Source organism: Paenibacillus sp. DMB20 (genome assembly GCF_000987955.1).
Taxonomy (GTDB): Bacteria; Bacillota; Bacilli; order Paenibacillales; family Paenibacillaceae; genus Paenibacillus_AQ.
The window spans coordinates 48,483-70,266 of the sequence record NZ_LAZU01000033.1 but is presented as its reverse complement, the minus strand read 5'-3'; the positions used below and the strand labels follow the sequence as shown (position 1 = coordinate 70,266).

General features: G+C 38.9%; 28 protein-coding genes and 2 pseudogenes. 27 read left to right on the top strand and 3 right to left on the bottom strand.

Features of this window, described 5'->3' with window-relative positions:
• Positions 1–230 precede the first annotated feature (230 nt).
• The 20 genes and pseudogenes from XI25_RS18145 to XI25_RS18065 all read left to right on the top strand — a co-directional run bounded on the left by XI25_RS18145 (position 231) and on the right by XI25_RS18065 (position 15,664).
• On the top strand, positions 231–2,867 hold the full coding sequence (locus tag XI25_RS18145) for a LuxR C-terminal-related transcriptional regulator (RefSeq protein ID WP_046679624.1): 2,637 nt from the start codon (positions 231–233) through the stop codon (positions 2,865–2,867).
• A 143-nt stretch (positions 2,868–3,010) separates the two neighbouring features.
• Positions 3,011–3,274 (top strand): hypothetical protein, encoded by a 264-nt coding sequence (locus XI25_RS18140; RefSeq protein ID WP_046679623.1) that lies wholly within the window; start codon positions 3,011–3,013, stop codon positions 3,272–3,274.
• Between the two features lie 333 nt (positions 3,275–3,607).
• Positions 3,608–4,201, top strand: coding sequence for a DUF4386 domain-containing protein (locus XI25_RS18135; RefSeq protein ID WP_160308933.1), 594 nt, complete (start codon positions 3,608–3,610; stop codon positions 4,199–4,201).
• Entirely contained in the window at positions 4,198–4,914 is a 717-nt protein-coding gene (locus XI25_RS18130; RefSeq protein ID WP_046679622.1) for an NAD(P)-binding oxidoreductase, read from the top strand. Before XI25_RS18135 ends, XI25_RS18130 begins: the two co-directional genes overlap by 4 nt.
• A gap of 25 nt (positions 4,915–4,939) precedes the next feature.
• Positions 4,940–5,143: pseudogene (locus XI25_RS32310) on the top strand (IS256 family transposase); the annotation flags it as partial.
• 223 nt (positions 5,144–5,366) lie between these two features.
• A pseudogene (locus XI25_RS34945) lies at positions 5,367–5,805 on the top strand (IS1595 family transposase); the annotation flags it as partial.
• Positions 5,806–6,037: 232 nt separating this feature from the next.
• A complete protein-coding gene (locus XI25_RS18125; RefSeq protein ID WP_235439968.1) occupies positions 6,038–6,322 on the top strand; it encodes a hypothetical protein in 285 nt (94 codons plus the stop codon).
• A 497-nt stretch (positions 6,323–6,819) separates the two neighbouring features.
• On the top strand, positions 6,820–7,242 hold the full coding sequence (locus tag XI25_RS18120; protein WP_046679621.1) for an NUDIX hydrolase: 423 nt from the start codon (positions 6,820–6,822) through the stop codon (positions 7,240–7,242).
• A 234-nt stretch (positions 7,243–7,476) separates the two neighbouring features.
• Complete coding sequence (locus XI25_RS18115) at positions 7,477–7,671, top strand: hypothetical protein (RefSeq protein WP_052759664.1); 195 nt, start codon at positions 7,477–7,479, stop codon at positions 7,669–7,671.
• A gap of 950 nt (positions 7,672–8,621) precedes the next feature.
• Complete coding sequence (locus XI25_RS18105; protein WP_046679620.1) at positions 8,622–9,149, top strand: GNAT family N-acetyltransferase; 528 nt, start codon at positions 8,622–8,624, stop codon at positions 9,147–9,149.
• A gap of 267 nt (positions 9,150–9,416) precedes the next feature.
• Positions 9,417–9,764 carry a hypothetical protein gene (locus XI25_RS18100; RefSeq protein ID WP_046679619.1) on the top strand — a complete coding sequence of 116 codons (348 nt, stop codon included), beginning with the start codon at positions 9,417–9,419 and terminating at the stop codon, positions 9,762–9,764.
• A 181-nt stretch (positions 9,765–9,945) separates the two neighbouring features.
• On the top strand, positions 9,946–10,158 hold the full coding sequence (locus XI25_RS32305) for an NUDIX domain-containing protein (RefSeq protein WP_082112424.1): 213 nt from the start codon (positions 9,946–9,948) through the stop codon (positions 10,156–10,158).
• A gap of 53 nt (positions 10,159–10,211) precedes the next feature.
• Positions 10,212–10,415 (top strand): hypothetical protein, encoded by a 204-nt coding sequence (locus tag XI25_RS18095; protein WP_046679618.1) that lies wholly within the window; start codon positions 10,212–10,214, stop codon positions 10,413–10,415.
• Between the two features lie 11 nt (positions 10,416–10,426).
• A complete protein-coding gene (locus XI25_RS18090; protein WP_046679617.1) occupies positions 10,427–11,149 on the top strand; it encodes a serine hydrolase domain-containing protein in 723 nt (240 codons plus the stop codon).
• Between the two features lie 587 nt (positions 11,150–11,736).
• A complete protein-coding gene (locus XI25_RS18080; RefSeq protein ID WP_046679616.1) occupies positions 11,737–12,492 on the top strand; it encodes an alpha/beta fold hydrolase in 756 nt (251 codons plus the stop codon).
• Between the two features lie 253 nt (positions 12,493–12,745).
• The gene (locus XI25_RS32300) at positions 12,746–13,042 is read left to right on the top strand and encodes a DJ-1/PfpI family protein (protein ID WP_082112419.1); all 297 of its coding nucleotides are present in this window, start codon (positions 12,746–12,748) and stop codon (positions 13,040–13,042) included.
• Between the two features lie 327 nt (positions 13,043–13,369).
• A complete protein-coding gene (locus XI25_RS18075) occupies positions 13,370–13,924 on the top strand; it encodes an ATP-binding protein (RefSeq protein ID WP_046679615.1) in 555 nt (184 codons plus the stop codon).
• 265 nt (positions 13,925–14,189) lie between these two features.
• Entirely contained in the window at positions 14,190–14,615 is a 426-nt protein-coding gene (locus XI25_RS32290) for a GNAT family N-acetyltransferase (RefSeq protein WP_235439967.1), read from the top strand.
• 163 nt (positions 14,616–14,778) lie between these two features.
• Complete coding sequence (locus XI25_RS18070; RefSeq protein WP_046679614.1) at positions 14,779–15,333, top strand: GNAT family N-acetyltransferase; 555 nt, start codon at positions 14,779–14,781, stop codon at positions 15,331–15,333.
• Positions 15,334–15,424: 91 nt separating this feature from the next.
• Positions 15,425–15,664 carry a hypothetical protein gene (locus XI25_RS18065; RefSeq protein ID WP_046679613.1) on the top strand — a complete coding sequence of 80 codons (240 nt, stop codon included), beginning with the start codon at positions 15,425–15,427 and terminating at the stop codon, positions 15,662–15,664.
• 598 nt (positions 15,665–16,262) lie between these two features.
• On the opposite strand, the gene XI25_RS35850 is transcribed toward XI25_RS18065, so the two are convergent.
• Together XI25_RS35850 and XI25_RS18060 are read right to left on the bottom strand one after the other, a co-directional pair.
• On the bottom strand, positions 16,263–16,520 hold the full coding sequence (locus XI25_RS35850) for a prolipoprotein diacylglyceryl transferase family protein (protein ID WP_268794533.1): 258 nt from the start codon (positions 16,518–16,520) through the stop codon (positions 16,263–16,265).
• Positions 16,414–17,031 (bottom strand): prolipoprotein diacylglyceryl transferase, encoded by a 618-nt coding sequence (locus tag XI25_RS18060; protein WP_268794532.1) that lies wholly within the window; start codon positions 17,029–17,031, stop codon positions 16,414–16,416. Before XI25_RS18060 ends, XI25_RS35850 begins: the two co-directional genes overlap by 107 nt.
• 580 nt (positions 17,032–17,611) lie before the next feature.
• Here XI25_RS18060 and XI25_RS18050 point away from each other — a divergent pair.
• From XI25_RS18050 to XI25_RS18030, 5 genes are all read left to right on the top strand, one after another.
• Positions 17,612–17,860, top strand: coding sequence for a hypothetical protein (locus XI25_RS18050; RefSeq protein ID WP_046679611.1), 249 nt, complete (start codon positions 17,612–17,614; stop codon positions 17,858–17,860).
• Between the two features lie 162 nt (positions 17,861–18,022).
• Positions 18,023–18,316 carry an antibiotic biosynthesis monooxygenase family protein gene (locus XI25_RS18045; RefSeq protein ID WP_046679610.1) on the top strand — a complete coding sequence of 98 codons (294 nt, stop codon included), beginning with the start codon at positions 18,023–18,025 and terminating at the stop codon, positions 18,314–18,316.
• Positions 18,317–18,333: 17 nt separating this feature from the next.
• Positions 18,334–18,744, top strand: a complete 411-nt coding sequence (locus tag XI25_RS18040; protein WP_327204811.1) for an HD domain-containing protein — start codon at positions 18,334–18,336, stop codon at positions 18,742–18,744.
• Positions 18,745–19,126: 382 nt separating this feature from the next.
• On the top strand, positions 19,127–19,480 hold the full coding sequence (locus XI25_RS18035) for a GyrI-like domain-containing protein (RefSeq protein WP_235439966.1): 354 nt from the start codon (positions 19,127–19,129) through the stop codon (positions 19,478–19,480).
• 186 nt (positions 19,481–19,666) lie between these two features.
• Positions 19,667–20,104: a GNAT family N-acetyltransferase gene (locus XI25_RS18030; protein WP_046679609.1), complete on the top strand. Its 438-nt coding sequence runs from the start codon at positions 19,667–19,669 to the stop codon at positions 20,102–20,104.
• On the opposite strand, the gene XI25_RS34935 is transcribed toward XI25_RS18030, so the two are convergent.
• Entirely contained in the window at positions 19,986–20,363 is a 378-nt protein-coding gene (locus XI25_RS34935; protein WP_235439973.1) for an IS110 family transposase, read from the bottom strand. The genes XI25_RS18030 and XI25_RS34935 overlap by 119 nt on opposite strands.
• Between XI25_RS34935 and XI25_RS18025 the strand changes: the two genes are divergently transcribed.
• Positions 20,338–21,012, top strand: a complete 675-nt coding sequence (locus XI25_RS18025) for an HAD family hydrolase (protein ID WP_046679608.1) — start codon at positions 20,338–20,340, stop codon at positions 21,010–21,012. The two genes, XI25_RS34935 and XI25_RS18025, sit on opposite strands and share 26 nt — an antisense overlap.
• Before the next feature lie 89 nt (positions 21,013–21,101).
• A complete protein-coding gene (locus XI25_RS18020; protein ID WP_046679607.1) occupies positions 21,102–21,767 on the top strand; it encodes a CPBP family glutamic-type intramembrane protease in 666 nt (221 codons plus the stop codon).
• Positions 21,768–21,784 lie beyond the last annotated feature (17 nt).

The following is a 21,784-nucleotide window of genomic DNA, read 5'->3' as shown; positions in this document are numbered from 1 at the left end:
CAATTCGCAACTTGATAAATCTTCCTACATTACAAAACAACAATATGATAAGGAGTTTTCGATATATCCAATCATCCGCAAATCCTGTTGACGGTCAGAGGCATGGGGTATAAGTGGAAGGTAACGAATTGAGGTGGGGCGATGAACCTAAAAGTTGTGTCATTGTGCAAGTACGGTAGAGAAGCTGCCTCGATTGTGCGTAAAAATGAAAAACGTGGTGAAGAAATTTTATGAACATACCTATATTAACCACAAAGCTGCATATTCCTCCAGCGCGATCGAATGTGGTTCAACGCTCACATTTGTTCAAACGCTTGTATGAGGGTCAGCGAGGAAAACTAACGCTTATCTCCGCTTCTGCAGGCTATGGTAAAACCACGTTGGTCAGCGAGTGGCTGGCTGACTGTAGACATCGGGCCGCTTGGTTATCGCTGGATGAAGGTGACAATGATCCTGTGCGATTTCTCCTTCTTCTTATCGTTGCAATAAAGAAGAGCGTTAACGTTAACGACCAAGGTGTATGGAAAGCGTTGCAATCTCCGCAACCGTTGCCGATCAAATACATCCTTACTGCTTTAGTCAATGAAATATCATCCGGTTCAGATCCATTTATTCTCGTTCTTGATGACTATCACGTCATTGAATCTCAATCCGTGCATGATGCTCTGTCTTTTCTAATCGATAATCAACCGTTACAGATGCATTTGATCATCATGACGCGCGAAGAGCCGCAGCTGCCGATCGCCAGATTACGGGCAAAAAACCAATTGACCGAACTGCGTGGAAACGACCTGCGTTTCACCCGGCATGAAGCGACGTTATTTTTAAACCAAATCATGGGGTTTAATCTATCGTCTGCAGAGGTATTTTCTCTAGGGGCACGCACAGAAGGGTGGATTGTCGGGTTGCATTTAGCCGCTATCTCTATGCAGGGCTGTTCGAATACGGCCCAATTCATCTCGTCCTTTACCGGCAGCCACCGTTTTGTGTTGGACTATTTAATGGAGGAAGTCCTTACGCAGCAGTCCGAAAAGGTTCAGACCTTTTTGCTTCATACCTCCATTCTTGATCGATTTTGCGGTTCCCTCTGTGATGCAGTTCTACAGAATGGCATGGGAGGATATGAAATCCTGGAGTATCTTGAGCGTTCCAACCTCTTCATCATCCCGTTGGATAGCGAGCGTCATTGGTACCGCTATCATCATCTTTTTGCCGATTTGTTGCGACAGCGTTTTTATCATGCCTATAAGGATAAAGCCAATGAGATTGCCGTTCTGCACATCAGGGCAAGCCATTGGTTTGAAGAGAATGAACTTGAGATCGAAGCTTTTCAGCACGCTGTGGCGTCTCAAGATGTGGATCGGGCCGCAACATTAATCGAAGGAAGGGGAATGCCTCTACATTTTCGCGGCGCCGCACAGCCTGTATTAAATTGGTTGAAGCGCCAGGATGAGTCCACGCTCAATGAGCGGCCATCGCTTTGGGTGATTTATGCCTCCGCCCTATTGATGACCGGTCAATTGAACGGAATCGAACAAAAACTATCCGCTGCCGAAGCGGCCATGAAACATATCGATCCCCATGAGGTAGATCATGATCTAATCGGGCATATAGCATCGATCCGGGCCACGCTTGGAGTCACTCGGAACGAGACGGATACCATTATTGCCCAATCACTCCTCGCGCTGGATCATCTGCATCCGAATAATCTACCTGTGCGCGCAGCGACAACCTGGACGTTAGGCGTTGCCTACCAGCTGCAGGGCGATCGCGCAGCCGCCAGACGAGCTTATACCGAAGCGTTATCGATAAGCAAGCGAATGGGACACCTGATTATTACGCTTATGGCAACTTTAGGTACAGGCCAGATCCAGGAGCTCGACAATCAGTTGAACCTGGCCGTGCGAACCTATAAACAAGTCATTGAACTAGCTGGCGAACCGCCACTGCCGGCCGCTTGTGATGCATATTTAGGCATGGCTCGAATCTTCTATGAATGGAACGATTTGGAGGCAGCCGAACAACATATACAACAGAGTATCCTGTTGGCCAGGCAGATCGAGAATACGGATAGGCTATCCGATAGTGAATTATTTGCTGCAAAATTGAAACTCGCCAGACAAGATATTTCTGCATCGGAAGCTTTGTTAACTAAAGCTCGTCATGAAGTGCAAGAACGATCCTTTACACACCTTTTGGGCGAAGTTCAGCACTTGGAACTTCTTATTTCTCTTCATCGCGGCAACTTTCCGGAAGCCGTAAAGCTTCTGAAAACTAGTAAATGGCCTGTTCTTCAGTCAAGAATCGATATGATCCAAGGGAACGCAAGAGCGGCCCTGGCAATACTGGGTCCTTTGTATGACCAAGCGAAAGCGAAGCAATGGAAGAACGAACAGCTTAAGCTTCTTGTACTCCAAGCATTGGCGTTTCAGGTCCAAGGCAATATGGAGAGGGCGCTTCAAAGATTAAATGATGCTTTGACGCTGGCGGAGAATGAGGGTTTCGTTCGTCTTTTTGTTGACGAAGGAAAGCCCATGTTTGATTTATTAACGGAAGCGGCTATCCGTCGGATCCAGCCGGATTATACCGGGTTTTTACTGTCTAATATTTATAATGAACAGAAGCTCAATGATTTCGCTATTCACAGGCCCCCCATCCGCTTCGAACCTTTAATCGATGCCTTAAGCGAGCGTGAACTGGAAGTTCTGCAACTGATCGCCCAAGGCCTCTCCAATCAAGAAATAGGTGATCGACTTTTCCTGGCCTTAAGTACGGTGAAGGGGTATAATCGCAACATTTTTGATAAATTACAGGTTAAACGGCGAACCGAAGCGATCGCCCGTGCCAGGGAACTCGGACTGATTTAACTTACTCCGGTCTTAAGCAATGCCTAGAGGCAATGCTTGGGCCTTTTTTTATTTCGAACCATACTTTAATACTTTAGTATCTACTCGGTCAAACCTTGCAGCAAATATAATATTCAAAGATCAGGTGGGAGGGAGAACATAAAATGAAAACTTACAGAATGACAGCCGTGATCGTACATCATCGGAACGGTATCGGGGATTTTAAGTCTTGTTGTTACCAAGGATTTGCTTGCTGGAGAGGATTTTTTTTAACCCGAATCGCCGCCAATCCTTCTCAGCTTAACCTAGGCGCATTCAGCAAAGAATTCACTGCCGCTCAGGCAGAGGCGGCTTCGTTACAGGTTGTTGGTCATGTCCTGCTACAGACCAAAGACATCATAACCCCCCGTTCTGACGATTGTTTTTAACATCGGGGCCATATTTTTATACACCCTCTTCTATCTCACCAAACTTATCCCTCTCGTATTATTCGGACTCGACCTTCACTTGGATATTTTGTATGTACCATTGGCCGTACAGGAGATGGCTACGGCACTCTGGCTGATCATCAGGGGATTCAGTCAAACGGCCCTTAATGAGCTTCTGAATGATAAGCAAAGCGCATAATTACCAGAAAGCAAAAGGGGGTGTAGTCATACAAACCAACAGAAAAACGGCTGTCTATCTTGGGCTGCTGCTTATATTCAGTTTTGTTTTTGGAATATTTAGCTCTGTTCCTGCATTAGAACGTTCAGATTACCTTGAAAAGTTGTCAGAGATCGAAATGCAAGTTTTGGTCGCAACTTTTTTTTCAAGCGGCAATGGCTGTAGTATATGTCACGATAACCGTATTATTATATCTAATAATTAAAAAATACAACAAAAGTCTGGCGGTGGGATATTTCGGTTTCAGGATTATTGGCTCAGGCTTTCTCTTTGCCGGTATAGGCTCTCTTCTTCTTTTATTAGGATTGAGTCAGAGTTCTGCAGCTGCCGGTCAAGCTGACTCATTGTATTTTGAAGTTATAGCTGAATTGTTTAGACAAGGCAGAGATAATTTGAATCATATAGGGATGATATTGCCATGGAGTATTGGGGGTTTGATGCTCTATTATTGCCTATATAAAATTAGACTTATCCCAAGATGGTTATCGATATGGGGTATAATCGGTTCTACCTTGGCTCTTCTGGCTACGTTACTGTTGATGTTGAACATCATAATATTAGCGAGCCCGGTCTACTTTATCCTAAATGCGCCAATAGCTATTTGCGAGATGTTTCTTGCAATACTTCTAATATTCAGAGGATTCAATCAAGTTGAAATAAAATCTAATGATAACGGAGATGGAATATGAGAGTATTAGTGCTTGGAGCAAGCGGCGCAACCGGCAAACAAGTCGTCAGGCAATTTATCAAAAGACAAATCCATATTCGAATTCTCATCAGAAAGAGTGCTGTTCTTCCCGTAGACGTACAAGAACATCCATTAGTGGAAATCGTAAAGGGGAATATTAACGAATTAAATGATGCTGAGATGAATCACCTTATAAGTGATTGTGATGTCGTTATCTCCTGTCTTGGTCACAATGTTACGCTCAAAGGGATGTTCGGCAAACCTCGATATTTGGTATTTGATGCAATAAAAAGAATCTGTGAGACAGTCCCAAAAAGGGCTGACCAAAGAGTAAAACTCATACTGATGAGTACAACAGGTTATACGAATACGTTATCGGGAGAGACAAATTCACCGGGAGAAAAAATCATCTTTTCCTTACTAAAGCTCTTGCTTCCTCCTCATCGAGATAATGTTAAGGCTGCAAATTATTTGATTGCCAGAATGGGTAAAGAAGACGAAAATGTCGGATGGATTGCCGTACGGCCGGATACATTAGTCAATCATGATGAAGAGAGCCCATATGAAGTTTGTGAATCTCCGGTAAGCAGCCCAATATTCAATGCGGGTAAAACAAGCAGAATAAATGTAAGTCATTTTATGGCTGAACTAGCGACAGGTGATAAACTGTGGAAATGTTGGGAATTCAAAACTCCGGTGATTTATAATAAATAGAGAGGCTGCGCATGAAGATCGAGGAATGATTGAGAGTTACCACCGCCAATTACGCAAAGTAACCAAAGGCAAGAGCATATTCCCCACCGTTGAAGCTCTCTTGAAAATGCTCTATCTGGTCACCGTAGACGTTACTCGCAAGTGGACAGGTCGTGTCCAGAACTGGGGACAAATACTGCTTCAATTGTCCGTTTTCTGCAATGAACGAATCGGGCAGCACTTACCATGAAAGGCCACCTCCCATAAAACGGAGGTTCCCATATATTAGAGTTTACACAAGCTTATTGACAGACCCTTTTTATTTGGAGGAATCGGTTTGTTGATACTGTCATATATGCATTCCTTAAGAAAGATTATAAAGTGCGTTAAGTAGTGGGATTAATCAAAGAGGAAGTCACTTTGCCTAACACCATATTTACGCTGCGGAGCCCGCGTCTCCTTGGTCTGCAGGAGTTGGGTTCGGCAAATACGTCATTAAAATTCGAACAAAAGTTATCGAACGCCAACGTTACGCTGTAAATCCTTCCGACAAACGTTTAACAACCTCACGAATACCTTTCTTCAACTACCTGAAAACATCATCTTTAGGTTCGATTTTATCGAATGTATGTTCGAATCTATTTACTTAGGCGATGTGCTGAGCTGTTGAATGAAGAGGTGACGTATATGACTTTTTTTTATGCAACATAAACTCTTATCCGATTTGAAACAAATTCCTACTGAAACATTTCAAAGAATCGTTGAAATGGATGAGACTTATTTCTTAATCTCAGAAAAGGGTAAATATCTTTGGTCGTAAGTCTCGTAAACGTGGCGGAAAATCAAAATATTGTGGCATCAGATAATGACCAAATATGGTCTTTAGATAGCAAGGAATACGAAAACACAACGTCGAATAAGAAGAATATGCTGGTTACTTCTTGCCTGTTTACTGTAAATGAGACTAATAACAAACTTCGACAATCATCATTCTTGGAGGGAGTTTATGCGTAAGTCCTGTATTATGTTGCGAAAGATTAGGGAAGATGCTGACTTTTTCTAACTGAGGATGATTGCCAATCCTCCTCAGTGCCCAATTAATATTGATTTCTACACAACCTAACTGGAAAGGAAAAATTACATTATGGATATTACGCCACAAGAAGAATCCATGATTAAGGCTCTCCGTGAGGCTGCATTACCTCCTTTATTCGTGCTCATACGAATAAGAAATGATATTTCAAATGACACTGTAAATGTCGAAGCCAGCCGAAGAGATGACGTCGTAAAAACATTAGAAAAATACATCGGACCACTATGGAAAGAATATCATGAAGAAAAAGAAAGCACATTCAACTGTCAACGATCAAGAATAACTATGATTCAAAATCAGCAATGTGAGCTATTCGATTCAAGAGTCCGACCATAACGGATGGCTCATTAGAAGAGCACTTTATAAAAATATCCGATAATTAAACGTGAAGCTAAAGTACTCTATTAGCTTAGTTAACCGCCTTTACATGAAGGCGGTTAATTTTTAACCCAGCCGGACTCTTTACAAACCAATCATTTTATAAAGATAAGGATGACAAAAAAAATGTTCAGTAGTTGAGGGAACTAGGACCTATGAAACTCAGTCAACAATGAATGTTATATAATCTAATGAAATAATAAGGGACGTGAATTAGCAAATGTTCGAAGGCGGGACATCTTATAACATTGCATTCACGCATCAGGCCGACCGGCGTCGACTCTTGGTCCACGAAATGCGATTGGCAGAGGAAAGAATTCAGCGGACAACCCTGCACCGGCTAAGATAGGAAGTATCTAAGCCGATGAGGGTTCATGAATATAAGAACGTTATCCGAAACTGCCTGAAGCAATATTAAAACCATGTAAAAAAAAGAGAGCATAGGGGGAGATGTTATGGAGAAATATACGCATTTAGGTGTCTATGGCATCCTTATAAATGACAATCAAATCCTTTTGATAAAAAAGTCTAGAGGGCCACATATAGGCAAATGGGATCTGCCAGGTGGAACAATTGAATTTGGTGAAGAACCATATGAAACACTCAAAAGAGAGTTTTATGAAGAAACTGGAATAAATGAAATTGAAGGGACAATTAGAACTGCGAAATCATATACAATCGTATACCCATATAAGGATGACCAGTTAGAAGAATTACACCATATAGGAATTATATATAATGTAAAACTTATTAATGAAAAATATCATTTAAAGATTGATGGAGATAACCAAGATTCATTAGGAGCAAGATGGATTAGTATAGAAGAAGTAAAGCATTTGGAAATAACGCCCTTTGTAAAGGGGTTATTTAGTTATTAATGTATGAAAAGTTAAAGAAGAGGCAACATCGGAAACAACGTTTTCCTCCCGGGTCGCATTCGCTCCTTGGTCTGCCCGAGGGATTTCGAGAAAAAAAGTTTCAGGCGCTCAACCCTGCGAGGCTAAGACTTGCGGCCCGACGTTACGCCTTTTAGCCTCTCGGGTTTAGGAGCACAATAACGTTATTGGAAATCATCATAAATACATATTATTGAACGAAGGGAAGTGAATAAAGTGAAATCTCCTGGGGGTTCGATATTTCCTTATTATTATAAGGGTGGCGAAATTCATTGTTTAAAGTATGGGAATAAATATAAAGATGAAGAAAAGCTTTTTGAATTGATGAAACAAGAAGAAGATTTCATAATCAAGACAAATAAGAAACTGAAAATATGGGTTGATATGCATAAAAACATCGGTAACAAGTAAGGTTCTTAGAGAGTTAATAAATAATCTAAAAAAATTTAGATGACTATATTGAGAGACTATCGTTTGTTGGATTATCTGGAATAAATGAATGGAGGTTAAAACGAAGTATTAAAAAAAGCAGGAATTAACCTTAAAAATATCATATTATACTGATCCCGAAGCTGCCAAGACATGGTTAGTAAGTGAAAGATAATTAATTCAAGATGACGTTGACATCAGATAACCATGCATCTTCGCTGCGGAGGAGCGAGCCCTCTTGCGAGATTTTAAAAGTAATTTCAAAGAAGGCAGTTCCATCGGATAACAATGTAAGCCGCTTGAACGTCGGGAATGTGAAACGTTATATGCAATCAGGTCAATAATAAAAAATGGTATAGAGGAGCATTTATGAGAAAATTTCTTGAAGAACCTAAAGGAACTACATATAAAGAATTATTAGATGTAGCATTTAACATATGTGACGAGTTTCTATTAGTTAAAAGGGACCAACTTGATCTAAATAAAAAACGCTATAAAATTTATTGAAGAAATAAAGCCATACATAAAAGAAATAAGAAGGCAGGATGAATGGCCAGGGACGACTTTACTTGGTCATTACGCAGATGTTTATTATTTTTATTGTAATGAAGAGTTGAAAGAAGTTTTGATAAGGAAAACAGAGCGCTTATACCAATGGTTACAACCGGAATTACTTGAAGATATATGCTTCTTTAAAAAATGGGGAAGTTTGGCTTGCTACTATAGCACATGAAAGAATAGGAGTTATTATGACTGAGGACCAAAATGAAATTGAGAAAATCAGAGGGATAAATGGAATTATAATGTCATAATGTGGTATTTCGAAGATGACTCTGACAGCATGTAACATAACATTCACGAATGCAGAGCCTGATGGCTCCAGGGTTCACACGAGGAAGATCAATGCAAAACCATGAAAGGTAGTGAATATCATGAAGATCGATGGAAATCGCATAAGTCTCTCAAGAATCACTTATGATGATTTGGATTTTATTTGTGAACTTGAATGCAATAAAAATATTTGGTTTTTTGAAGAATATGTTGAATCTGACAAGAGTATCGTCAAAGAAAAGTATATTGAAAAACTAGATTCACATTTTAGTTATGACTTTATTATTAAGAAGTTGGGGGATGAACAAGAAATACCGGTCGGGTTGGCTCAGATTTGGAGTTATGTCGAGCATAGAAGGAGTTGGGAATTTGGTTTTGCTATTCTCCCTGATCACCAAGGATATGGTTGCGGAATCGATGCCGCCAAACTCTTACTGGAATTTGCTTTTAATAATCTTGCAGCACATAAAGTAGTTGGCATGTGCAATTTTAAGAATATTAAATCGATTAAGTTAATGGAAAACCTAGGAATGAGAAGAGAAGGAGTATTTAAAGAAGAACTCTACTGGCAAAATCAATGGACTGACCAATATTTTTATTCGATACTGAGCAGCGAGTATCATCTTTAATGAAATTTATCAAGCAACTGTTGGGGGATCAAGGATGCATACAGTTTATCGGAGTAACTCTTACATACCTGAATTAGTTCAAACTACAAAAAAAACTTGCAATTGAATATGGATTTACAGAGTCCTGTACTGATGAGTTTGGCAGATTACTTTATACGCTAATTGGTCAAGTTAAGGGCAATATTTTAGAAATCGGTACCGGCCTTGGAGTAAGTACATCATGGATAGTGTCTTCCATGTCCACAAGCAGCTCAAATCTCATTTCGATTGATAATCAACAAGATTGAAGCAATTAAACCCTTTTTCAGGCAAGCAAATGTAGAGTTCATTGCCGGTGACTGGAAAGAAATTATGAATAAAGGACCATTTGATTTTATTTTTGCTGATGCTGTAGATGCAAAGAGAATACATGCTGAGGAGTTATTCAAACTATTGAGGGTAGGCGGAGTTTTAATTATGGATGATTTTACACCGGAAGAGTATTGGCCGGAGGAGTGGAGAGGTAAGCCAGACGTAGTACGCGAGTACTGGTTGAATCACCCTAAACTCGCAGCAACCGAAATATTATTAACACCACAAAAAGCGGTGATTATTGCTTCGAAGTTAGAAGAATAGTAAGCGATCAATGAAGGCAGAATTTTTTTATAACATTATATTCATGCTCAGGCTCGACTGGCGCCGATCTTCGGTCTCCCCGAGGCATTTCGAGGAAGAGGAGTCAATCTGACACTCCTAACTGAACAAGCGCAGCCGATTCCTGGCGGAGCCTTAAGCCTCTAGGGTTCGTGAACTCCACATTCGAGAAAAGACGTTTACTTTAAGGAAATGCACCCCAATTGTTAGACTATGGGATTTACCCGGGGGTACAATTGAATTTGGCAAAGATCCTTATGAAACCTTAATTAGAGAGTTTAATGAGGAGACAGGACTGACAGAAATACAAGGTGTTATAAAGACAGCAACGTCATTTACAATTATTTATCCTTTTGTTAATGAAGTCTTTAAATAATCATTCGGGAACGTTATGTGATCGTTCTGAAAAAACAATTGGAGGTCGAAATCATGGTAACACCAACATTAATGGATAACAAATTTATGTCTTTAATTACATGTACAGAAGAAGCGGGAGAAAAGTTTGGAGCTTCAGCTGCTTCTATTGTGATCATTCAGGACAACAAAATTTTAACAGAATGGTATTCTGGAAAGCATCATTTTAAGAATGGTATTCTGGAAAGCATCATTTTAAGAATGGATCTCTCGCAGTAACAGCTGATTCGATGTTCAACTTGTATTCACTAAGGAAGACGTATGTTGGACTGGCTACAGCAATTGCTGTTGTAGAAAGCAAATTGTCCATTGACAGTAAAGTTTCTGAAGTTCTCACAAACATGCCTGAATATGAGTTGGGCAATACCACAATAAGAGATTTAGCTACAAAATCAGGTGCCAAATATTTTGGATCAAATCGTATTGAACGCGAGGAAGTAGCGTGTGACCTCATAAAAGAACTTACAGGATATAATATTGCTGAACTGATTACAGAACGAATATTTAAACCAATGAAGTTAACTGATACGGAGTGGGTTTCGGTACCTAAAGAAAAATTGGTTTGTGATTTTCAAGCTGCAGACGGCTATGCATCCGTTAGAATTGAGTCAAATGAAGGTCATGAAAGAAATCTGTATTCAAGTGCAAGAGACCTGGCACAGTGGGGGAATTTACATCTAAATAGAGGTTTAATAAACCATAGTCAGTTAGTACCCGTTGAAGTTTTTATGCTCATTGAAGAATTACGAATGGATACCGAAGATAAGAACCGTATTTTTGGATGGTACTATCAGGATAAGTGTTATTATGCATCAGGTGCAGCAGGTTGCCACTGTGTAATTGTGCCGGAGTTTAATGCGGTAGGAATTCGAATGTTAAATAAATATACAGAAAACTACACTGAAGATCAGAATTCTTTTAATGAAATATTTTATAACTGCCTTCAAGCGTAATGATACTGTAAGTATTTTATTGAACCGGAACCATGACATAATAATGTATCTAGGCTGCTTCCGGAATTTTCGGAGAAAGTTCGAGAAAGCGTTAAGATGGAAGTCCTGAAAACTGCTTTAGAGATGCATTGACGCTCGGGAGTCTTCGTTTTCGCTGCCTGTTAATGGGTATGAACGAAAATTAGTTTTTGAACGCTCTCCGCTTCGTTCCAAGCCACGTCATCGCCAATGACTTCATATAAACGGAAAGGAAAGCCTGCGAATGATAGACTTCCCAAAATTAGAGACAACAAGATTATATCTTAGAGAATTAACATTATTGGATGCGGATTCAGTTTTCGATCATTTTTCAGATTTTGAAGTAACTCAATTTATGGATATAGAGCCATGTAAAGATCGTAAAGAAGCAGAGGAAATCATCCAGTTTCATATAGATGATACAGGATGTAGATACGGTCTGTTTAATAAGCTGAATCATGAGTTGACGAAGGAAGATGCATTCAGTAGGTGTTGAAGCCTTCGATTGTTTAGCATGCGTCCGCGATTCAAACGATAACTGTCTGAAAATAATAGGAGGGATTAGCAGATTGCCATATGTACAATGTAATAACATCGAAATGTTTTATGAAAAAATGGGTGTCGGTGATCCAGTGATATTTCTACATAGTGGATTTTCAAGAGGGATATTAGCCTTCTCAAGTCAAATTTTTGATTTTCAAAATAAGTATACCTGCTATTTTCCTGATTTTCGTGGTCATGGTCGAACGAGAAGCAGCAGCCTTGAATGGAGTACTCCTCAACATGCTGAAGACATTGCCGCATTCATGGATGAACTACAAATTTCCAAGGCTCATTTCATTGGATATAGTATGGGAGGAGCAGTTTCTCTGTATTGTGCTGTCAATCATCCTGATCGAATCGCATCGTTAACGTTAATCGGACAAAGCGGATTTGTTTCTCCATTGGGGTCTGAAGAATTTGAGCCCGAATGGCTTTTAGAAAATGACCGACATCACTTTATTGATTTGATGAAGGAAAGGCATTTTGAAGCACATCGTGGAAATTGGCAAGAATTTTTACGGCAAAAAGTAAAGGATTGGCGAACATACCCCCAACTTAGCGAAGAGCAATTACGGAGAATCAGTTGCCCGGCCTTGTTTATTTCGGGAGAGTTTGATCAATTTGCGTCTGAAGCGGATCTTAGGCGCGTCACTGCTCTCATTCCTGACTCTCAATATGTAATAGTGGAAAGTTGTAGCCATAGACCTCACATGATCAAAGAAAACCCGGTTTATGTAAATGAAACTATTTTTCATTTTTTTGGAATCGCTGAGCTAGCGTAAAAACTTCACCGGTTCCGACTGGAGTTCTTTCATGGTAGCAACCTCTTCTTGCGAAACGGCGTAGAATCTCATTAAGTCTCTGAGTTCGTAAAGTGAGGATAAGATAGAAAAATTAATTTACTTTGGAGAACTAATATGTTGAAACAATATAAAGTTGGAATTTTGTTATATGACTTCGTTGATATATTGGATGTATCAGGACCTTCTGAGGTGCTTTCTTTAACTGCGTATTCAAAGCTACAGCAAAAAAATAATGTTGTACAAAAGATTGCTGCCTAATAGAAGACCTTTTACAGTTAAAACATTTTCGGAATCAGGAAAATCGATTAAAACTCACGCAGGAATCGAACTTAAACCGGATTATTCTTTAGACGATGCGCCTGAATTTGATATTTTAATCGTCCCAGGAGGACCATTACGAGCGGTAAACAAAGTGCTAAAAAATAGACAAATAATGGACTATATAGCTAAGTCGCGGAACATTGAAATGATTTGTTCTGTTTGCTCAGGTTCTTTTGATTTTAGCAGAAACTGGCTTGTTAAATGGTAAGACAGCCACAACTCATCATTTGGCCCTATCAATACTGAAAAATAAATGGCCAAGAATTCAAGTTGAGAATAATAAAAAAAGTAATTAAAGATGGAAATATTATTACATCGGGTGGTGTATCATCGGGAATAAATATGGCGTTGTTTCTTGTAGAAAAGCTGTTCAATAAAGATATGGCAAAAAAGAACGGCTAAAGCTATTGAATTTGATAGTTATATAGACGCAGATATAATTGAAATAATGGAAAAATAATACGAGGGAATCCGCGCCAAACATCAATTAACATCTGGAGGTTATTAGGATACCTAATAAATTGGGGGACTGTTATTGAAACGACTTGTCATTATAACAGTAGGCAAGACCCATAGTGGAAAAACAACATTTGCAAAAGAACTAGAACAACAATTGAAGAATTCAATTGTGATTGATCAAGACAACCATGCTGAATTCGTTAATACATACTATGCATCATTACGCCCCTTAAAAGGACCGAATACGATCAAATATGCTATTACAAATACAATTGTTGATTATGCTGTACAGAGGACAGATTTTCATCTCATACTTAGTAATTCAAACCGCAATTTTAAAGGCCGTTCGGAACTGCTCACTTATTTTCATGATAAGGATTTTAAAAGTGTACTGGTTCATTTTGATCTTCCTGATTCCATTCTTCAAGAGCGTGTACATGCAAGTCAGCGCAGTAAATCTATATTTCGGACTGCCTCAAGTTTTATGGAAGTACTGAATAGACAAACCACAGAATCTGAAAAAGAGGATATATCTGATCCTAAACAAGGAGAAGCAAACTACTTATTTGTAATTAAAGATTCTACTGAAATTAAGTCAGTCATACAAAGCATAGTGAATCTGAGTAAGTAATTTATGTTTAAGACAAGGTCTTTGTACCGACGTCCTGTTTTGGAGTCAGATAGGAAAAACAATATACATGGGGAAGCACGAGTTCAAGCTTTGGATTTTTATAAGAATGAAGGATTTGAAATTTACGGAATTATAGATAATGCAGGACGACATACACACTACTATATGAAAAAAGAATTCTTATAAAGTAATTTGTATAGGCAATTCACCATTTATTAGAGGACTCTACCTTCATTTTCTCCCTGATTTAGAAAAAATAAAGCCATTGTCACCGCCAGCCAATTTTACATATGAAAGTGTTGAGAAGGATGAGGTTTCCAAGTTATTGGGGCTTGAAGGACTTGATAATGCAATTATATCTAATATAAATCATCCTTATCAGACTGTATTGTTCGTACTTGCCAAGCAAAATGGTAAAATTGTTAGCATGGCCGGGGCGTGTAATGTGAGTGCAAAGATGTGGCAAATTGGTATTGAGGTACTTCCTGAATACCGTCATTTGGGATTGGCAACTTATCTTGTAAACAGCTTAACCTTTGAAGTATTAAATCGTGGTTGTGTACCAACTTACGATGTGATCTCAAGTAATATCGCCTCACAAAGAGTAGCTTACCGGGTAGGATATTATCCGGCGTTTGTGACGGATTGGCGATGTAATTTTAAGGATTTTGAAACGTCATCTAACAATTAACTATAAACTTGGTACATAGAATCAAAAGGTAAAAAATGCAAACCTGCAGAGCTATACTTGGAAGACTTTTTGTAAGTCAATCATCGCAGTGCATCGCCTAAAAATGTATATACACTGCGAGCGGGTTTGATATCAAAATTATAGATTAAGCGGGAGATTGTATATGAAAAAATTGCCGACTATTCAATTAGAAAGACTGATTTTACGACCTTTCAGTTTAGATGATGCAAAAGTAGTTCAAGAATTAGCAGGCGATAAATACATAGCTGAAATGACATTATATATCCCGCATCCATATGAGGATGGGATAGCAGAACAATGGATAGAAACACATATCGATAATTTTAAAGAGGATCGATCGCTTGAATTAGCTATTGTACATAAAGAAGAAAAATATTTAATCGGCGCTATAAGTATAGGATGCAATAAGAAGTTTGGTCATGGGGAGCTTGCATATTGGATTGGGAGAAAGTATAAGAATAATGGATATTGTACCGAAGCAGCAAAAGGAATAGTAAAATATGCATTTGAGGAAATGAAATTAAACCGAATATTTGCACGTCATCTAGGAAAGAATCCTGCATCGGGAAAAATTATGATAAAATTAGGCATGAAATATGAAGGATTATTAAGACAGCATGTTAGAAAATTGGATCAATATGAGGACCTTGTATATTATGGTCTTTTAAAAGATGAATATATTTCAGAAATTAACTAATTAAAGATCCACCCGCCGTCATTGACATCATAAAATAACGGATTTACGATGCATGGCTGACGTTCATTAAATAATTGAGAGGATTTATTCGATGAAGAAAGTTGAATTAATAAAGAAAACACAAATAGAATTCGATGAAGTGCTTCATAATTCGGATATTGAATCATTAAAAATTTGGAATTGTAAGATTAATGACTATAGTAAACTTTCCAAACTGAGTAATTTAGTTGAACTTGAGATTTTTGTTTTCGATAAAGGTCAATTGAGCGACCTTTCTGAGTTAGTAAACTTAAAAAAAGTTGAGATTGATACATATTCCACAAATTCATGACTTGTCCGGATTAGGAGATTTGACGAATCTCGAGGAACTATATCTAGAGTCTTTACCGAGCTGGGACTCATCCGGAAAAACCTTAATTTTCAATAATCTTAAACCTATAGGTATTTTATATAAATTAAAGAAATTGACTTTAATGAAAGCTAGAGTACACGAGTTTGGTCTGCAACCCTTAGAACAAATGAACAGACTAGAAGAATTTATAACAGATAACACATTTTCAATCCATGATTTTGCAAGAATGTCAGGATTTTTACCAATGACAAAATGTATTTATTTTAATCCGTTTCATGAAGTGAACTACTCGAAATGCAACAAGTGTGGCTCTTTGAAGGTTAAATTATCAGGAGTAAGTCGTGGAGGTCTTATTTGTCCCAAATGTAACTTAAAAAAAACTGAATGAACATATAAAAGAATTCACTCATATACAAGCATCCGTACGATAATCAAACACCTCATCTATACGATAGGAATTGCCTTTAGTTTGCAAGATGAATAATTGGCGCAGAAGCGGATTCAGCTCACGCCTTTCGAGGTTATGGTCCTCGATCAGCTAGCTGCGCTAAATGGAGGGATTGTAGGATGTCCGGGATTAAGTATTCCGATGTCTCATGGTTTGGTAGGTCTTCGCCAGCATGACCAGGCACGTAGCTGCCAATACCAGGAGCGATATAAATTGTGAAGTAGACAGGATCCCAACACTGCCGCGAATAATATCCCCTCGATAAAATTCGATCACAAATCTACCAAGACTGTAGAGAAGCAGATATAGACTTGCTATGAATCCGTTTGTTTTCTTTCTTTTCGCCAAATAAATCAGTACAAAAAAAGAGACCAAAGTTAAATACACTTTCAAGAATTTGAGTAGGAATCAGTTTCACTTCGTTTGGGGCAAACTCAGATTCGTGAAAGGTAATGCCAAACCAACCATGCGCTACTTCTCCATAACAGCAGCCTGCCAGAAGGCATCCGATTCTTCCAAACCCCTGGGCCAAGGCAATAGAGGGGACAAACAGATCGAGAAGCTGCAGGAAATTTAAGCCTTTCAACCTGCAGTAGATATAACCCGTGAGAACTCCGCCCAAAATGCCACCATATACCACAAAACCTGTAGACATATTCCATAATATTTCAGGATGATCGATTATATTTTTTCCTTGGGTTATCCAATATAAGATTTTTGCGCCTAAAAAACCACCCACTAGTCCCCAAAGCGTAATCGAGGAAATATGGGAACGCTCTATTTGCCTTTTTTGCGCGCGCGTTACCAAGACTTGATAGGCTGCAATAATACCGATCGCAATCATCAATCCATATCCATATATGGTTATTGGACCGATATGGAGCAACTCGTTCTTCATGGCTATACCCATTCCTTTCCCTTCGCTCAAGGCACAAAAGTTGGAAATATGAACCAAGTATACCGAAAAGCAAGCTTTATTGTCAAAGTAACAGGGTTACTTGATTGATACCGAAACGCCTCGATTGAAGATGCAATAGAAGAATGGAATCTACCCTGAATGAGAAGAGTGGGTGGTTTAATTATGTAAATATTGACGATTATGTTATGAACATGGATACTCTCTTTAAGAACGATAAATCGAACATGAATAGGAAGGAAGTGAGATTGTTGAAAATACAAAGCGTAAATCTCCTTACGGATTACTTAAAAGAACAGGAAGAATTTTATACTCGTACCTTTGGATTAACCTTAGTGGAAAGAACAAATAAATCATTTACAGTGAAGGTTGGCCGTTCTTTTTTTGACTTTTGAACAATCTGAGAAGGCAGGAGATAAGCCCTTTTATCATTTCGCATTTGATATCCCTGGAAATAAGGTAAGTGAGTCAATCCATTGGCTGAACTCTAAAGGGATATCACTAAATCTGCTACCGAATCATACGATTGAATCCTATTTAAAAACATGGAATATATGTTATTATGGTAAAATATGCGATATTGCCATCCGATCTCCCTGAGCGTGTTTTGGATTTTTTTGATTCCATAAGAGAGCCTTTAATCCACATTTTTATGGATGAATACACGAAATTATCCGGAATTACCTATGATGAAGTTACTCCATGGATTTTACCTGTTGTAGCACGGAAATTATCAGCCGATGCAATTTCAGAGGATGAAAAGAAGCTATTAATTCAAGAAATTAGACGAAACCTGGATGCAAAGCTCTAAGTATCCCAGGAGAAAACTTCAGCTAACAATGTGTTAAAGTATCGTCGGTCAAGCCGCCGCGGTTCCAGAAGATAAATTGAGCAAGCGATTGCTGGAACACATCCGCACCGACTAACCGTTTCGCGGCCGCTCACTATAATATCTGGAAAAGGAAAAATAAGAATGATACTTGAAGTGGCATTGCTGCAAGTCAAACCAGGTTTGACAGAGGATTTCGAATACAATTTTAAGCAGGCGGCGGGAATAATTTGCAAGATGAAAGGTTACATAAACCACGAATTACGGAAATGCATAGAAGACAAGAATAAATATATATTGTTGGTCCGTTGGGAAACGTTAGAAGACCACACGAAAGGATTTCGGGAATCGGTAGAGTATCAAGAATGGAAGAAATTGTTACACCATTTTTATGAGCCGTTCCCTACGGTCGAACATTTTGAAGAGATTCCTTCTTAATTAAAGGGGGTTTACTCATGAAGCCAGTATATGATAACCTCGTTTTACATACTTTAACAGGAAACCTTAGAGAGGACATACATAACTTCTTAATAAACAATAAATGTCCGAAGACTGCGGACCATTGTATTAAGGTCGGGGAGGCAGCGAGAAAGATTGCTCAAAGATTCAATGCAAATATGGATTCTGCTGAAATTGCCGGATACTTGCATGATATTAGCGCTGTCTTTTCTAACGATGCAAGGATTCATGTTTCACAACAACTAGGCATCGAAATACTGCCGGAAGAAGAAATTTTTCCGATGATCATTCATCAGAAGATTTCGAAGGAAATGGCCAAAGACCTATTTAATATTAAGGATGAGGAAATTCTTCATGCAGTCGGTTGTCACACGACATTAAAAAAAGGATTCGACTTTATTAGATAAGGTCTTATTTGTTGCAGATAAAATAGAGTGGGATCAGAGCGGCACACCACCATATTTGGATCAGATGATGATGCAACTCGAGCATTCATTGAACCATGCCGCATTTGAATACATTAATTTTTTATGGGAACAGCGAGAAAACCTTAGAGTTGTTCATCCTTGGCTTAAGGACGCATATTTCGAATTGCAAGACTTGGTTGGGTGAATGAAATCAGGAATTAAGAGCCAGTGATGATTCATAAATTTATTCTCATATAATAGGTGATATGAATGTCTGAACAAAACACTGTAAATATGGAAGAATTGTGGACAGTTAGACGGGAACGTTTCGGGAAGCGGCTATTGATCGGAGTGCAAAATCAACTCCCACAATCGTATGAAGATGAAAAAACATCTTTTTGCAACTCTTGATGCCCGAAAGGATGAAATCCAGGATCAAATAATGGATAATAATACATACATGGTAATTCATGATCATGGATCTAAAATGACTGTAGGATTGATAGTAAGCCATATCAGAGAAGTACCTGAAGGGATGGTCTCTTTAACACTCCCTGAAGAAGAATATGAAGTATTTCGATTTGAGGAGAAGCACATATGTTCATTTTGGCAGTATTTTTGCGACCAGGATCATCAGAAGAAGTATGGATTAGATACTGTTAAACCAAGATATGAAACATTTAACGACACACTGCAACCTAATGGAATGACGGAGATCTATTATCCGAAGAAATAAACAGGATTTATGGCAAACAAACTCCAAGGGACGAAGTTGATGCGAGCGTAAAACCTTGAGAGATATTTTGAGAGGAGTGATGTGATATGAGTACTTATTACACTATTGTCCTGCCGGTGATGTCAAAATAATGAGTAGAGAGTCCTCAACCTAGGATTTCTCTACAACTATGGAGGAGTCCGATTTATGATTACTTTAAGAGCGATTGATAAGGATAATTGGGAAGATTGCATTGAATTGAAGCCTAGACAAGAACAAGAAGATTTTATTGCCTCTAATCTATATTCGATTGCGGAAGTTCAATTTTTACCCGGTTTTGTGGCGAAAGCCATTTATTTTGAAGAGATGTTAATAGGCTTTTCAATGTATGGATTAGATCTTGATGACAGTAACTATTGGATATACAGATTCATGATTGATGAACGTTTTCAAGGACGAGGGTATGGCGTACAAGCGATGAAGTTGGTTATTGATGATATTCACAACAGGGAAGACAGAACGGATGTCATACTACTCGGTTATGATCCTGAGAACACTCAAGCACAGAAACTATATGCGAAGCTAGGATTTGTAGAACAAGGAATAGCTCCTTGGGGAGAAATGCTGGCGAAGTATAGTTTTTAATCGGTAATTCGGTACCGCTACTCAACTCCGGAGACATTGCATAAAAGCATTTCGAGATGCGATTCTGGTTGGCATTAAAGGTTCCCGACTCGTAAACAGATGAATCCAGCCCTTCAAAAGCGGTCAACTGTTTCACGAAAGGGAACCTTTTTATATCCGAATCAACGTGGGTTTGCCGTAGAGATGGGGCCCATTGCCGGGAATCAACAGGTTTAGTTGGAGGGTTGATATTGATGAAGAACAAAAAGATTAAAGGCATCATATTTGATATGGACAATACCATATTGCGATCAAGCATTGATTTTCATTCCATGAAAAATGAGACATTTAAATACCTGGTTTCTCATGGGATACTTCCTGCTGAACTGGATATTTCGAACCATACCTCATCAACCATCATTGCGGAAGCCGCAATAACCAACCGGATGACGGATGCATTGGTTAAAGAAATGTGGGAGATTCCGAAAAGGTATGAGGTTAGGGGTATGCAAGATGCCGATCTTGAGTCGGGGGTTATTGAAATTCTTGAAGAGTTGCATGATAGGTACTGCATGGTTGTCGTTACGAACAACTCTATCGAAGCTGCAGAAGGTGCATTAAGAAAAAACGGCATTCTTGAATATTTCGATTGCGTTGTCGGCAGGGAGCTGATGAAGTCGCTAAAGCCATCCCCTGATGGATTTCTTTATGTATTACAACGTTATGAGAATTTTACGGCCGAAGAATGGGTATCCGTCGGAGATTCTTGGATAGACGGAAAGGCATCGACTGAAGCCGGCATTCGTTTTATTTCGTATCAGGGGGATGCTGAAACGATGAAGAAGATGGGGGTATGCCCTAGTGCAGAAATCACAGACATAAGAGAATTAAAAAGATTTATTGTAAGCAACGAAGAAATGAGGAACTAAAATGGTAAACGTTATACTTTTTCTAATCATGGTATTCATAAGTATTCCTGGCATTTTACTAATGAGCGTTCAGTCAAGCAAGTCACTATATGAAGTACCTGAAAATAAAAACGACATCCAAACAAGCTATATTTATGATTGTGTTCATTCAAACCTTATTTCTGGTCGCGTTGGCTTCTGCCGCAGGGGCTTATATGGGACCGGAGGTTGGTCTTCGAGATCCTTTTATAGAAGGAATAATCAACAATGAATTCAATCTGCAATCGATATTAGATCAATTCATTTGGGGAATAGTTGGCGGTATGATTTGTTCTTTGGTTTGGATGTCCAGTTATTACTTCTTGATAAGGCCCAATCTAGATGATAAAACAGTACAAATATCCGAAATGCTAAGAAATCGGTTAGGTTTATGGACTAGAATAACTTCAGGGGGAATTGTCGAAGAAGTATTGTTTAGATGGGGGTTGCTAAGCTTAGTTCTGTGGGGAATGTCCTTTTTTATTGAATCGTCATCGACAGCTTTTTGGCTAAGTCTTTTATTAACCGGGATATCGTTTGGTTTACTTCATATTCCGGGTAATATTCAGGCTGGATGCAAACCATCCTTTTTGTTTGTCGCTTCAGCACTGCTTGGGAATTTATGGGTATCTTTATTCTGCGGATTCCTTTTTTTGGAGATACGGTATAATTTCGGCTTTTATCGTCCATATCCTGTTTCATGTCCTATGGTATCCATTGGATATGAAGAAGTATAAAGCGACTCAAAGCCACT

Excerpts from the sequence above, each read along its gene's own strand:
- XI25_RS18095 (WP_046679618.1), top strand. The coding sequence starts at position 10,212 with ATGGTAACACCAACATTAATGGATAACAAATTTATGTCTTTAATTACA.
- XI25_RS18125 (WP_235439968.1), top strand. The coding sequence starts at position 6,038 with ATGGATATTACGCCACAAGAAGAATCCATGATTAAGGCTCTCCGTGAG.
- XI25_RS18065 (WP_046679613.1), top strand. The coding sequence starts at position 15,425 with ATGAAGAAAGTTGAATTAATAAAGAAAACACAAATAGAATTCGATGAA.
- XI25_RS18040 (WP_327204811.1), top strand. The coding sequence starts at position 18,334 with ATGAAGCCAGTATATGATAACCTCGTTTTACATACTTTAACAGGAAAC.
- XI25_RS18090 (WP_046679617.1), top strand. The coding sequence starts at position 10,427 with ATGTTCAACTTGTATTCACTAAGGAAGACGTATGTTGGACTGGCTACA.
- XI25_RS18130 (WP_046679622.1), top strand. The coding sequence starts at position 4,198 with ATGAGAGTATTAGTGCTTGGAGCAAGCGGCGCAACCGGCAAACAAGTC.
- XI25_RS18030 (WP_046679609.1), top strand. The coding sequence starts at position 19,667 with ATGATTACTTTAAGAGCGATTGATAAGGATAATTGGGAAGATTGCATT.
- XI25_RS18145 (WP_046679624.1), top strand. The coding sequence starts at position 231 with ATGAACATACCTATATTAACCACAAAGCTGCATATTCCTCCAGCGCGA.
- XI25_RS18140 (WP_046679623.1), top strand. The coding sequence starts at position 3,011 with ATGAAAACTTACAGAATGACAGCCGTGATCGTACATCATCGGAACGGT.
- XI25_RS18070 (WP_046679614.1), top strand. The coding sequence starts at position 14,779 with ATGAAAAAATTGCCGACTATTCAATTAGAAAGACTGATTTTACGACCT.
- XI25_RS18045 (WP_046679610.1), top strand. The coding sequence starts at position 18,023 with ATGATACTTGAAGTGGCATTGCTGCAAGTCAAACCAGGTTTGACAGAG.
- XI25_RS32300 (WP_082112419.1), top strand. The coding sequence starts at position 12,746 with ATGTTGTACAAAAGATTGCTGCCTAATAGAAGACCTTTTACAGTTAAA.
- XI25_RS18105 (WP_046679620.1), top strand. The coding sequence starts at position 8,622 with ATGAAGATCGATGGAAATCGCATAAGTCTCTCAAGAATCACTTATGAT.
- XI25_RS18020 (WP_046679607.1), top strand. The coding sequence starts at position 21,102 with ATGAAGTACCTGAAAATAAAAACGACATCCAAACAAGCTATATTTATG.
- XI25_RS18035 (WP_235439966.1), top strand. The coding sequence starts at position 19,127 with ATGAAAAAACATCTTTTTGCAACTCTTGATGCCCGAAAGGATGAAATC.
- XI25_RS18120 (WP_046679621.1), top strand. The coding sequence starts at position 6,820 with ATGGAGAAATATACGCATTTAGGTGTCTATGGCATCCTTATAAATGAC.
- XI25_RS18060 (WP_268794532.1), bottom strand. The coding sequence starts at position 17,031 with ATGAAGAACGAGTTGCTCCATATCGGTCCAATAACCATATATGGATAT.
- XI25_RS34935 (WP_235439973.1), bottom strand. The coding sequence starts at position 20,363 with ATGCCTTTAATCTTTTTGTTCTTCATCAATATCAACCCTCCAACTAAA.
- XI25_RS18050 (WP_046679611.1), top strand. The coding sequence starts at position 17,612 with ATGGTAAAATATGCGATATTGCCATCCGATCTCCCTGAGCGTGTTTTG.
- XI25_RS18025 (WP_046679608.1), top strand. The coding sequence starts at position 20,338 with ATGAAGAACAAAAAGATTAAAGGCATCATATTTGATATGGACAATACC.